This window comes from Leclercia adecarboxylata (assembly GCF_023639785.1).
GTDB classification, from domain to species: Bacteria; Pseudomonadota; Gammaproteobacteria; order Enterobacterales; family Enterobacteriaceae; genus Enterobacter; species Enterobacter adecarboxylatus_D.
The window spans coordinates 3,719,494-3,732,381 of record NZ_CP098325.1 but is presented as its reverse complement, the minus strand read 5'-3'; the positions used below and the strand labels follow the sequence as shown (position 1 = coordinate 3,732,381).

Sequence of the window (12,888 nt, the reverse complement as noted above, 5' to 3'; positions counted from 1 at the left end):
ACCAAAGGTACGCGTTGTTTGTCTGGAGTTTTAGTTTAACTTGTACTGAGGAAAATCTAATGTCCAAAATCGTTAAAGTCATCGGTCGTGAAATCATCGACTCCCGTGGTAACCCGACTGTTGAAGCCGAAGTACACCTGGAAGGTGGTTTCGTAGGTATGGCTGCTGCGCCGTCAGGTGCTTCTACTGGTTCCCGCGAAGCGCTAGAACTGCGCGATGGCGACAAATCCCGCTTCCTGGGCAAAGGCGTAACCAAAGCGGTTGGCGCAGTAAACGGTCCTATTGCTCAGGCAATCCTTGGCAAAGATGCCAAAGATCAGGCTGGCATTGACAAGATCATGATCGATCTGGACGGTACTGAAAACAAATCTAACTTCGGTGCGAACGCAATCCTGGCTGTTTCCCTGGCGAACGCCAAAGCAGCAGCGGCTTCTAAAGGTCAGCCACTGTTCGAACACATTGCTGAACTGAACGGCACCCCAGGCAAATACTCTATGCCAGTTCCGATGATGAACATCATCAACGGCGGTGAGCACGCAGATAACAACGTCGACATCCAGGAATTCATGATTCAGCCGGTTGGCGCGAAAACTGTTAAAGAAGCCATCCGTATGGGTTCTGAAGTGTTCCATCACCTGGCTAAGGTTCTGAAAGCTAAAGGCATGAACACTGCAGTAGGTGACGAAGGTGGTTATGCACCTAACCTGGGCTCCAACGCCGAAGCACTGGCTGTAATCGCTGAAGCGGTTAAAGCTGCTGGCTACGAGCTGGGCACCGACATCACCCTGGCGATGGACTGTGCAGCATCTGAATTCTACAAAGACGGTAAATACGTTCTGGCTGGCGAAGGCAACAAAGCATTCACCTCCGAAGAGTTTACCCACTTCCTGGAAGACCTGACCAAACAGTATCCAATCGTGTCTATCGAAGACGGTCTGGACGAGTCTGACTGGGATGGTTTCGCATACCAGACCAAAGTACTGGGCGACAAAATCCAGCTGGTTGGTGACGATCTGTTCGTAACCAACACCAAGATCCTGAAAGAAGGTATCGAGAAAGGCATCGCTAACTCCATCCTGATCAAATTCAACCAGATCGGTTCTCTGACCGAAACTCTGGCTGCGATCAAAATGGCGAAAGACGCTGGCTACACTGCCGTTATCTCTCACCGTTCAGGCGAAACTGAAGACGCTACCATCGCTGACCTGGCTGTTGGTACCGCTGCAGGCCAGATCAAAACGGGTTCTATGAGCCGTTCTGACCGTGTTGCTAAATACAACCAGCTGATTCGTATCGAAGAAGCGCTGGGCGAGAAAGCACCATACAACGGTCGTAAAGAGATCAAAGGTCAGTAATTTCTACTGAACCTGAGTCTTCAGAAAAACCCGCTTCGGCGGGTTTTTTTTTATCATTACACCGCCGATACGCTATGACGTGTGCACACCGCCTGTTCAATGATGTCGGCAGCCCGTGCTGCCCCTCCGGCGTTTATCAGCTCAGTCTGTAGGGCAGTGATGCGCTGCGTGTACTGCTTATTTTCCAGCAGATCGAGAAGATGCTGGCTGAGCGTGCGGCTCGGCGAAAAGCGGCAGGCCTTAAGGCCAATGCCGCTGAAGACCACTCGGGCGGCGACGCCTGGCTGATCAAACGCCAGAGGCACGGCGAGGATCGGCGTGGCGGTGGCGATGGCATCCATAACCGTATTCAGCCCTGCGTGGGTGATGACGGCGCTGGCATCGCGCAATACCGCCAGCTGATCGGTAAATCCTACGGTTTGCGCCCCCATATTCCCCAGCCGGGCGGTTTGACTGGCATTGAGTCCGTTACAGTGGGCAATAAGCAGGGGCACACCAGCCTGTTGGCAGGCGCGGGCAATCTTGCGGAACAGCCCATAGCGGTAGCCCTGGATGGTGCCTAATGACGCAAAAACAAACGGCTTCTTTTTGCCGGAAGAAACCGTTGGCGGATCGGCGCGCAGCGGGCCTACCGCGTGGAAGCAGGCGGGCAAGGTGCGTGGAAAATCAAAGCCGGGAATGGTCTGGCTGATTTGCGCCAGCGGCGACAGGCATTGATCCAGCCTGTTGCGCGAGGGCAAACCAAATGCCCGGGCATGACGGGCAATGACCCGCCCCTGTCTCGACATCAGCCAGTCATAAACATCCGCGCTGGAGGCGTATAATTTCCGACTGCGGTCGCTGGTGCCATAGCGAAAAGGCATCACCGGCAGGGGGATGGTGTTATCCCGGTTTACCGGCAGGGCGCAGCAGATGGAGATAAAGGGCAGGTTGAGTGCTTGTGCAACCAGTCCTCCCGCCGGCTCCATCTGATCGACAATCACGGCGTCAATGTTGTGCTGTCGGAAGGCGAGGGGCAGTTCACGGCACAGCATATCGGTTACGCTTGCCATACCTGATATCAGGCTGAAAAACCCCGGCTCGTGCAGTGCAGACGGCGTCGGCTGACCTACTGCGACGAAGTGCGCCTGCGGTTCCCTGAGCAAGGTGCGCGCCTCTTCCTGCTGAAAAAAAGTGACCCGATGGCCGCGCATGATAAGGTGTTTTGCCAGTGCTTCCATAGCGTGCATATGGCTGTATAACGGTAGCGTGATTACCGCAAAATGGCTCATTCTGCTTGTCCAGTATTCTGATGGCGACTCAGTCAAGGGGGTTAACATCGACCCGAGCCGGGTGGGCGATATCTTAAAAGCGTAGCGTAAGTTTTCATGTTTTTAACATAGCCCTCTGACAAGGGTTTTCCACCCTGAAGCTATGGGCCTGGCTATCCTTAAACTGACCGCAATAAATTCCTGGCCGGGGTTGTTTTGCCTGATTATGTGCGATCTGCAATAATGCCCCCCCGTAAATCTGACCAGAGATAACTATGCAGTACCCGATTAACGAGATGTTCCAGACCCTGCAAGGCGAGGGTTACTTCACCGGCGTTCCCGCTATTTTCATTCGTCTGCAGGGATGCCCGGTTGGCTGCGCCTGGTGTGATACCAAACATACCTGGGAAACGCTCAGCGATCGGGAAGTTTCACTGTTCAGCATTCTGGCGAAAACCAAAGAGAGCGACAAATGGGGCGCAGCAAACCCCGACGATCTGCTGGCGATCATCGGCCGTCAGGGCTGGACGGCGCGCCACGTGGTGATCACCGGTGGGGAACCCTGCATTCACGACCTTATGCCGCTTACCATGCTGCTGGAAAGCAACGGCTTTAGCTGCCAGATTGAGACCAGCGGCACCCACGAAGTGCGTTGTACCCACACCACCTGGGTGACGGTCTCGCCAAAAGTGAACATGCGCGGCGGTTACGACGTATTGTCCCAGGCGCTGGAACGCGCGGACGAGATCAAGCACCCGGTCGGTCGCGTACGCGATATCGAAGCCCTGGACGAACTGCTGGAAACCTTAACCGACGACAAGCAGCGGGTGATTGCCCTGCAGCCGATCTCCCAGAAAGAAGACGCCACGCGCCTCTGTATCGAGACCTGTATTGCGCGGAACTGGCGTCTGTCGATGCAGACGCACAAGTACCTCAATATCGCCTGACAGCCCTGCGGCCCCTGTGATTAAGGGGCCTGCAGCTTGGGTAATAATGCCCAGGTCACCACCGCCGAACTGAGACAAATCGCACTGTTAAACAGCAGCGCGTACTGGGCGGCACTGGCCATACCCAGCGGCAGCAGCAGGGCGTACAGTGAAGCCGTCACGGCGATCCCCATTGCTCCACCCAGCGAACTTCCCATCTTATAAATTCCCGACGCCACGCCGACTTTACTCTCAGGGGCGTTCATTACTGCCGTGTCCGTCGATGGCGTGGCGTAACAGCCCAGCCCCAGTCCAAACAGGACGTTGCTGAAAAAGACGGTCACGATGTAGATCTCCTTGCTTAAGAAGGTGCAGGAGATAAAGGTAATGCCGATCGCGGTCAGCACGGGGCCGGTCATCATCGGCAGGCGGGCGCCATAACGTTGCAGCAGTTTCTCCCCCACGCGGATCATGGCGAGCACCGTCACCAGATAACCCAGCGTCATCATCCCGGTTTGCAAAGGGGTCAGATGATGGCCCTGCTGCAGCCAGATGCTGGTAATCATCATGGTGCCAATACAGCCGTTGAGCATAAAGTTGGAGAGCACCGCCGCGCTGTAGGCCCGGTTTTTAAACAGCGCAAAATCAATCAGCGCCGCATCGCCCTTCCGCAGGCCGGTCATGATAAAGCCCAGCGCCGCGAGGATCGCCGCCCCCAGTACCGTCAGCGACAGGCCGCTACTCCAGCCCCAGCTGTGGCCCTTGCTGATAAACAGATTGAGCAGCACCAGCATACAGACAAAACTCACCAGCCCGCCAATATCCAGCTTATGCTGACCGGCGCTGGCGCTTCGGCTTTCGGGCGTGCCGCGGATAAGCAGCAGCGCCGCCAGAGCCATTACGATGGAGAAAACAAATATCCAGCGCCAGCCCAGGCTGGTGGCGATCGCGCCGCCCACGAACGAGCTCAGGCCGCTGCCGCCCCAGGAGCCAATCACCCAAAAACTGATCGCCCGCTGGCGCGCTTTGCCTTCATACCAGGTTTTAATCAGCGCGAGCGTGGCGGGCATAATGCAGGCTGCGGACAGCCCCTGGATCGCCCGTCCCAGCAGAAAGAGCACCGGCTCCCGGGCCAGAAACAGCAGGCCGCTGCCGACAATACTCAGCGCCAGGCCGATCACCGTCAGGCGCACGCGGCCAAACTTATCGGCAAAGCCGCCGCTGGCAACCACAAAGCAGCCGCTGAACAGCGCGCTGAGGCTGACCGCCAGCGTGAGCGTCTCCAGGGAAATATCGAGGCTATTTTTCATGGCCGGCACCACGTTGATCACCGACTGGGCAAATAACCAGAATGTCAGAACGCTCAGAACAATCCCCGCCAGCAGTCGATCGTTACCTGCGAAAGCCGGGGTGCCTGTCAGGGGAACGGTACTCATTGTGCAGCCCTCCTGGGGATACGCGATTAACGCAGATAGTGTTCGGTCAGGGCGCTCCAGAGCGCGGCACCGGTTAGCAGGATCTTGTCGTTAAAGTCATAGCCCGGGTTATGCACCATGCAGCGATCCGCTTCGTCGCCTGCACCAATGGTGAAGTAGCAGCCGTCAGGGTTCTTCTCGAGCATAAAGGCAAAGTCTTCACTGCCCATAAATGAACCGACGGAGGCGACCGCATCTGCACCGAACAGATCCTGGGCGACGGTGCGCACCATCTCGTTGGCGGCGGGGTTATTGGTCAGAACCGGGCTGCCGTTGATATGCCGGATAGTGGCCGTGGCGTTGAAGCTTTCAGCCTGCGCCACCGCAATGTCGTGGATACGCTGCAGTACGGTCTGGCGCACCTTTTCGTTCAGCGTGCGTACGGTCAGCTTCATCAGCACTTTCTCGTTGATGATGTTGGGCGCATGTCCGGCCTGAATACTGCCGACGGTGACGACCGCAGGTTCAAACGGGGTGATATTGCGCGACACAATCGACTGCAGGGCGAGCGTGATGTGGCACGCCACCAGCGTGGCATCAACGGTATGTTCCGGCAGGGCACCATGTCCGCCCACGCCGTTAACTTCAATGTGAAGGGTGTCAGAAGAGGCCATCATGGCGCCGTCGCGCAGGCCAATTTTGCCCAGCTTTTGCCCCGGCATGTTATGCAGACCGAAAATATGGTCGCAGGGGAAAGTATCAAACAGGCCATCTTCCACCATCACCCGCCCGCCATACAGCAGCTCTTCCGCCGGCTGGAAAATCAGGTGCAACGTACCGTTAAAATTGCGGGTGCGCGCCAGGTATTCAGCGGCATAGAGCAGGGTGGTGGTATGGCCGTCATGGCCGCAGCCGTGGAATTTGCCCGCAACGGTACTGCTCCATGCTTTGCCGCTGTCCTCCTGCATCGGTAACGCATCCATATCAGCACGCAGGCCCAGGCGTTTATTGCCGTTACCCACTTTCAGGGTGCCTACGACACCGGTTTTGGCCATCCCGCGATGCACGTCGTAACCCCACTGCTGGAGCAGTTCCGCGACGCGCTGGCTGGTTTGCTCCTCCTCGAAACCGATTTCGGGATGCTGATGAAAATGGCGGCGCAGCGCAATAAACTGCGCCTCATTGCTCTGCAGTGCTTCAACAATCGGATGTGTCATTTTTGTTATCCTTTTTTTATCAAACAATGCTAATTTCGAGTTTATGCCGATCGCAGCGACGGAAATTGCACTTTTTTGTTGTGAAGCGACGCATTATTTCTGATTGTTTTTCATACAATTCCGTTATGACAAAAAACAGCGCGTTATTATTTGTCTTCCCTGGAGGGGCAAATGGAGCAACGGGGTAGCGAATTTTCGGTAAATGTGCAGGACATTCGTCAGTTTCATCAGGAGGAGGACGATGCGCTGACCCTGCTATGGCTGCTGGAAGGCCGCGCCGAACTGCAAACTGACCAGCGGCAGGTGACGCTCGCGGCGGATACCCTGACCATCGTCAACCGTAATCAACGCTGGCAGCTCACCAGCGAGAGCGGGAATACGGCGATGCGCGTTGTGCTTTCCGGACGCTGGATCCAGCAGCTGTGCAGCGACTTTTTTGCCCACGATTACACTATTCCACCTGAGACCGGAGGCAGCTGGCCGCAGTGTGATGAGCTACGTCATCTCCTGCGCCAGCTGCTGGTGAGCACCCTGATTAACGATCGGCATCGCTATCGGCTGGAGGCGACCCGCTGGCTGAGCGAGATCCTGCTGCTGTTAACCAGCCGGTTTCAGCAACCCGCCCGCCTGATCCTGCGGGAAACCCATCCGGGCTTAAGCAAACGCATCGCCCGGGTGGTGGAACGCATCAACGCCAGCTATACCCGACGTATTACCCTGGCAGAGATCGCTGAGAGTGAATTTGTCTCGGAAGCCTGGCTCTCCCGTCTCTTTCGTAAAGAGATGGGCGTCAGTTTTATGCAGTACATTACGACTCTGCGGCTGGAAAAGGCCGCGGATGCGCTTCGCCTGACCAGCCGACCACTGCACCAGATCGCGCTGGAGCAGGGATTTGCCAGTACGCGAATGATGAGCGATCTGTTCCGGCGTCATCACCAGATGGCGCCGGGCGAGTTTCGTAAACAACGGCGCGCTCACCCCGGCGCCCCCCGATTACGCCAAAATAGCGGGGAGCTGCTCTACCCGGTGGCGGTGGATAAGCTCTTCAGCCTGTTGAATCAACCCGAAACGCGCGGCTGGGAGCCGTCGTCATTCACTCCGCATCCGGGGCAGGAAAGGGTGCTTGATCTGCGCCTTCTTAAACCTTCCGCGCCGCTGCGCCATACCCGAATGGTGGTGACGGTGCGTGAGCTGGACGATCTGTTGCGCGAGGATGTGCGCCGGGCGCTGGAAAAGCTCGGGGAGGCGATACCCATTTACGGGATTGATATCGCGGAGCCCTTCCTCAGCAGCCGTCTGTTTGCCAGCGGCTGGGACGATCCGCAGATGGCGGGATACGCCTGCTGGTACAACCTTCATCAGGTCTTCACCTGGCTTGGTCAAAAGCAGTGGGCGGTGCTAATGCATACCGGCCTGACAACCCGCACCGATTTGCTGGCGCGCTTTTTACAGCAGTCGGTTAACCATTTTTCTCCCGATATCACCGGCAGCTGGCAGTTTGTGATGCACTGGTCAACCCAGGCAAGTGAGGAGACGCGCTCACAGGTCTGGCAGACCCAGCGGGCGACGCTGGGCGAGTATCTGCCGAAGGCGACGTTCGGGATCTGGCACCGCTTTGCCGCTGCGCAAAGCGACGAGGCGCTGTTGAACTCCACTCTCCTGACGCAGGCCGATTTTCTGGCCTGTCCGGCCGATGCCAACGAGCTTCTCGATCTGGCGCAGCTGGATCCGGCGCATCTCTCCTCCTCAGAAAACTATCCGGTACAGAAGATCCGGCAGATCCTGACATCCCTTCGCCAGCGCAGGCTCTCTCTTCCGCTATGGCTGCTGTCGTGGAATACCCTCACCGGGAATACCCGCACGACTAACGGCGGGTTTTTCCGCGGAGCACTGCTGATGCAAAACCTGCTCGGTCTCTCGGAACAGGTCTGGCTGGCGGGGTTCTGGCTTAATTCAGGTTTACAGGGCGAGGCGCGGGCCAACAATACCATCGACACGTCCAGCCTTGCCCTGCAGTATAACCACGGCCTGCCTCGCCCTATCTACTGGGTGCTCTGGCTGTGGCGTCGCCTGCGGGGTGAAGTGCTGGTAAATGAAAAGAACCTGCTGCTGCTGCGCCATCACAACGGATATCAGCTGTTGCTGGGCAATACGGTGGTGTTTAACCCGCTGCTCTCCAGCGAAGAGGCCTTCATCCAGCGCTTTCGTCAGCAGTTCCATATCCAGTTAAAGGGGTTAAGCGGCAGGTGGCGGATTAAATGCCACCTGTTTGACCAGCACAACGGCGCGCTCTTTCCCTTGATTGAAGGTGTACGCAGCGAAAGGGGGCCCGATGAAGAGATGTGGCGATGGGTGGAGCATAAAGCGCGTCCTACGCTATTAATGCGTGATGAACGGCTTCAGGAGGACTGGCAGATAACGGAATCGCTGGAAAGCAACGCGCTTATGCTCTTTGAGCTCGCGCCGTTGCTTTCTGATGAGGAAAATTATTCCCCGCGATAGATGCAGCCAGCGGTGCAGGTCTCTTTGATCATCACCGCGCTCAGCAGCGGTACCCGCGGTTTCATCTCATTCCAGATCCATTTTGCCAGCACTTCACTGGTCGGGTTCTCAAGGCCCGGAATGTCGTTCAGATAGTAGTGATCGAGGCGATCGTAGGTCGGTTTGAACGCCGCTTTCAGTTCGGAGAAGTCCATAATCCAGCCCGTATGCGGATCGACTTCACCCGTGATCTCCAGACGCACCATAAAGGAGTGCCCGTGCAGGCGGCCACATTTATGCCCTTCCGGGACGTGAGGCAGATGGTGGGCGGCTTCGAACATAAAATCTTTAAACAGCGTGGTGGACATCGTGGACTCTCAAAAATGCGGAAAAAACCGGCGTAGAGTACCGGAAAGTACATTTTTTATCATTAACTAAAACGGCCATTACGGGAGTGGGGCCCTCAGGCCGTGGTGGGGCCACTTTTTAACTATATTTTTCAACAGGATAATTAATCAGTTTTATCGTTAAGAACAATAACTAAAAGAGGTTAGTCCATTTGGTTATTTATTATTTCCATCCCTTCTTTAATTGTTATGATCCGCGCCGTTAACCTTACACTCTGTTCTGTCTTTCAGATAAAAATTCAGCTTTGCTACTGGAACATAACGACGCATGACAACACAGGCCCCACCTTCAAATTTGCTTCCCCTGAACCCGGAGCAACTGGCACGCCTGCAGGCGGCCACCACTGATTTCTCCCCCACCCAGCTCGCCTGGGTATCCGGTTATTTCTGGGGAATGCTCAATCAACAGCCGGGGGCTGTGGCAAGTGCACCGGCTCCTGCGGCTGAGATCCCGGCAATTACGCTTATCTCCGCCTCGCAAACCGGCAATGCCCGGCGCGTGGCTGAAGCCCTGCGCGACGATCTGCTCGCAGCCAAACTGAACGTGAACCTGGTGAACGCCGGGGATTATAAATTTAAGCAAATCGCGTCAGAAAAACTGGTTGTCGTTGTGACCTCCACCCAGGGCGAAGGTGAGCCGCCTGAAGAAGCGGTTGCGCTGCATAAGTTCCTGTTCTCCAAAAAAGCGCCAAAACTGGCGGGCACCGCATTTGCGGTCTTCGGCCTGGGCGACTCCTCCTACGAATTCTTCTGCCAGTCGGGCAAAGATTTTGACAGCAAGCTGGCCGAACTGGGCGCGGAACGCCTGCTGGATCGCGTCGATACCGACGTTGAATACCAGGCCGCAGCGGCCGAATGGCGCGCGCGCATTGTGGATGTCCTGAAGGCCCGCGTTCCGACAGAGACGCCCGCCCAGGCGGCAGCCACCGCGACTGGCACGGTCAACGAAATCCATACCAGTCCGTACACCAAAGAAGCGCCGCTGGCGGCGAGCCTGTCGGTGAACCAGAAAATCACCGGCCGTGATTCTGAGAAAGACGTGCGCCATATCGAAATCGATCTGGGCGACTCCGGCCTGCGCTACCAGCCGGGCGATGCCCTGGGTATCTGGTACCAGAACGATCCGGCGCTGGTGAAAGAGCTGGTTGAGCTGCTGTGGCTCAAGGGCGACGAGCAGGTCAACGTGGACGGCAAAACCCTGCCGCTTTCTGAGGCGTTGCAGTGGCATTTCGAGCTGACCGTGAATACCGCGAACATCGTGGAGAACTACGCCACCCTGACCCGGAGCGAATCTCTGCTGCCGCTGGTGGGCGACAAAGCCAAACTGCAACACTACGCCGCCACGACGCCCATCGTCGATATGGTCCGTTTTGCCCCAGCCCAGCTGGATGCCGAGGCATTGATTGGCCTGCTGCGTCCGCTGACGCCGCGTCTGTACTCTATCGCCTCCGCGCAGGCTGAAGTGGAAAGCGAAGTTCACGTCACCGTGGGCGTAGTGCGTTACGACATCGAAGGCCGTGCCCGTGCCGGTGGCGCGTCGAGCTTCCTCGCGGATCGCGTGGAAGAGGAGGGCGAGGTGCGGGTCTTTATCGAGCACAACGACAACTTCCGTCTGCCTGCCAACCCGGAAACCCCGGTCATCATGATTGGTCCGGGCACCGGCATCGCGCCGTTCCGCGCCTTTATGCAGCAGCGTGCTGCCGACGAAGCGCCAGGTAAAAACTGGCTGTTCTTCGGTAACCCGCACTTCACCGAGGACTTCCTGTATCAGGTGGAGTGGCAGCGCTACGTCAAAGAGGGCGTGCTGAGCCGGATCGATCTGGCCTGGTCCCGGGATCAAAAAGAAAAAATCTACGTACAAGACAAACTGCGCGAACAGGGCGCGGAGCTGTGGCGCTGGATCAATGACGGTGCCCACATTTATGTCTGCGGCGACGCCAATCGTATGGCGAAAGACGTTGAGCAGGCTTTGCTGGAAGTGATTGCTGAATTCGGTGGCATGGATACTGAATCGGCAGATGAATATTTAAGTGAGCTGCGCGTTGAGCGCCGTTATCAGCGAGATGTCTACTAATGAGCGAAAAACATCCTGGCCCTCTGGTGGTCGAAGGCAAACTGTCTGATGCCGAGCGCATGAAGGTTGAGAGTAACTACCTGCGCGGCACCATTGCCGAAGATTTAAATGACGGCCTGACCGGCGGTTTTAAGGGCGACAACTTCCTGCTGATCCGTTTCCACGGCATGTACCAGCAGGACGATCGTGATATCCGCGCCGAACGTGCCGAACAGAAGCTGGAGCCGCGTCATGCGATGCTGCTGCGCTGCCGTCTGCCGGGTGGGATCATTACCACCACACAGTGGCAGGCGATCGACAAGTTTGCCCATGACAACACTATCTACGGCAGCATCCGTCTGACCAACCGTCAGACCTTCCAGTTCCACGGTATTCTCAAGAAGAACGTGAAGCCGGTACACCAGATGCTGCACTCCGTCGGGCTGGACGCGCTGGCCACCGCCAACGACATGAACCGTAACGTGCTCTGCACCTCTAACCCGTACGAGTCCGAGCTGCACGCCGAGGCCTACGAGTGGGCGAAGAAGATCTCCGAGCATCTGCTGCCGCGCACCCGCGCCTATGCTGAGATCTGGCTCGATCAGGAGAAGGTCGCGACCACGGACGAAGAGCCGATCCTCGGCCAGACCTACCTGCCGCGTAAGTTCAAAACGACGGTGGTGATCCCGCCGCAGAACGATATCGATCTGCACGCCAACGACATGAACTTCGTGGCGATTGCCGAGAACGGCAAGCTGGTGGGCTTTAACCTGCTGGTGGGCGGCGGGCTCTCTATTGAGCACGGGAACAAGAACACCTATGCCCGTACCGCGAGCGAGTTTGGCTATCTGCCGCTGGAGCACACCCTGGCGGTGGCGGAAGCGGTCGTCACTACCCAGCGCGACTGGGGCAACCGTACCGATCGTAAAAACGCCAAGACCAAATACACCCTCGAGCGCGTGGGCGTTGAGACCTTCAAAGCCGAAGTGGAGCGCCGCGCGGGCATTAAGTTTGAGCCGATCCGCCCGTACGAATTCACCGGGCGCGGGGATCGCATCGGCTGGGTTAAGGGTATCGACAATAAATGGCACCTGACGCTGTTTATTGAAAACGGCCGTATTCTGGATTATCCAGGTCGTCCGCTGAAAACCGGCCTGCTGGAGATCGCGAAGATCCACAAGGGCGAATTCCGTATCACCGCCAACCAGAACCTGATCGTTGCCGGGGTGCCGGAAAGCGAGAAGGCGAAGATCGAGAAGCTGGCGCGGGATCATGCCCTGATGGACGCGGTAAAACCGCAGCGTGAAAACTCGATGGCCTGCGTCTCCTTCCCGACCTGTCCGCTGGCGATGGCCGAAGCCGAGCGCTTCCTGCCCTCGTTCACCGATAAAGTGGAGGCGATTCTTGAAAAACACGGCATTCCTGATGAGCATATCGTGATGCGCATCACCGGCTGCCCGAACGGCTGTGGCCGTGCGATGCTGGCCGAGCTGGGGCTGGTGGGTAAAGCGCCGGGCCGTTACAACCTGCACCTGGGGGGGAACCGCAGCGGAACGCGTATTCCACGTATGTATCGCGAGAACATCACGGAACCCGAAATTCTCAACGCGGTTGATGAGTTAGTCGGGCGCTGGGCGAAGGAGCGCGAAGCGGGTGAAGGCTTCGGCGACTTTACGGTGCGTGCGGGCATCATTCGCCCGGTGCTCGATCCCGCCCGGGATTTCTGGGAGTAATGGGGTAATGCCCGGTTGCGCGCAGCGATCCGGGCCGACAAAACCGTAGGC

At 57.2% G+C, this 12,888-nt stretch carries 9 protein-coding genes; 5 read left to right on the top strand and 4 right to left on the bottom strand.

All coding sequences use genetic code 11. The features are described 5' to 3' along the window. Positions 1–59 precede the first annotated feature (59 nt). Positions 60–1,355: a phosphopyruvate hydratase gene (eno, locus tag NB069_RS17600; RefSeq protein WP_250585639.1), complete on the top strand. Its 1,296-nt coding sequence runs from the start codon at positions 60–62 to the stop codon at positions 1,353–1,355. 56 nt (positions 1,356–1,411) lie between these two features. On the opposite strand, the gene NB069_RS17595 is transcribed toward eno, so the two are convergent. Continuing rightward, the gene (locus tag NB069_RS17595) at positions 1,412–2,626 is read right to left on the bottom strand and encodes a glycosyltransferase (protein WP_250585637.1); all 1,215 of its coding nucleotides are present in this window, start codon (positions 2,624–2,626) and stop codon (positions 1,412–1,414) included. Between the two features lie 254 nt (positions 2,627–2,880). Between NB069_RS17595 and queE the strand changes: the two genes are divergently transcribed. Further along, the gene (gene queE, locus NB069_RS17590; protein WP_250585635.1) at positions 2,881–3,552 is read left to right on the top strand and encodes a 7-carboxy-7-deazaguanine synthase QueE; all 672 of its coding nucleotides are present in this window, start codon (positions 2,881–2,883) and stop codon (positions 3,550–3,552) included. Positions 3,553–3,572: 20 nt separating this feature from the next. Here queE and NB069_RS17585 read toward each other — a convergent pair whose 3' ends face one another. Then, positions 3,573–4,967: an MFS transporter gene (locus tag NB069_RS17585; protein ID WP_250585633.1), complete on the bottom strand. Its 1,395-nt coding sequence runs from the start codon at positions 4,965–4,967 to the stop codon at positions 3,573–3,575. Positions 4,968–4,993: 26 nt separating this feature from the next. Continuing rightward, positions 4,994–6,163: a M20 aminoacylase family protein gene (locus tag NB069_RS17580; protein WP_250585631.1), complete on the bottom strand. Its 1,170-nt coding sequence runs from the start codon at positions 6,161–6,163 to the stop codon at positions 4,994–4,996. Positions 6,164–6,334: 171 nt separating this feature from the next. Here NB069_RS17580 and NB069_RS17575 point away from each other — a divergent pair, with 171 nt between their 5' ends. Further along, positions 6,335–8,665, top strand: coding sequence for a helix-turn-helix domain-containing protein (locus NB069_RS17575; RefSeq protein WP_250585629.1), 2,331 nt, complete (start codon positions 6,335–6,337; stop codon positions 8,663–8,665). On the opposite strand, the gene queD is transcribed toward NB069_RS17575, so the two are convergent. After that, on the bottom strand, positions 8,650–9,012 hold the full coding sequence (queD, locus tag NB069_RS17570) for a 6-carboxytetrahydropterin synthase QueD (RefSeq protein ID WP_250585627.1): 363 nt from the start codon (positions 9,010–9,012) through the stop codon (positions 8,650–8,652). The genes NB069_RS17575 and queD overlap by 16 nt on opposite strands. Positions 9,013–9,319: 307 nt before the next feature. On the opposite strand from queD, the gene cysJ reads away from it, so the two are divergent. Further along, a complete protein-coding gene (cysJ, locus tag NB069_RS17565) occupies positions 9,320–11,125 on the top strand; it encodes an NADPH-dependent assimilatory sulfite reductase flavoprotein subunit (protein WP_250585625.1) in 1,806 nt (601 codons plus the stop codon). Continuing rightward, positions 11,125–12,837, top strand: a complete 1,713-nt coding sequence (gene cysI / locus NB069_RS17560; protein WP_250585623.1) for an assimilatory sulfite reductase (NADPH) hemoprotein subunit — start codon at positions 11,125–11,127, stop codon at positions 12,835–12,837. The genes cysJ and cysI overlap by 1 nt, the downstream gene beginning before the upstream one ends. Positions 12,838–12,888 lie beyond the last annotated feature (51 nt).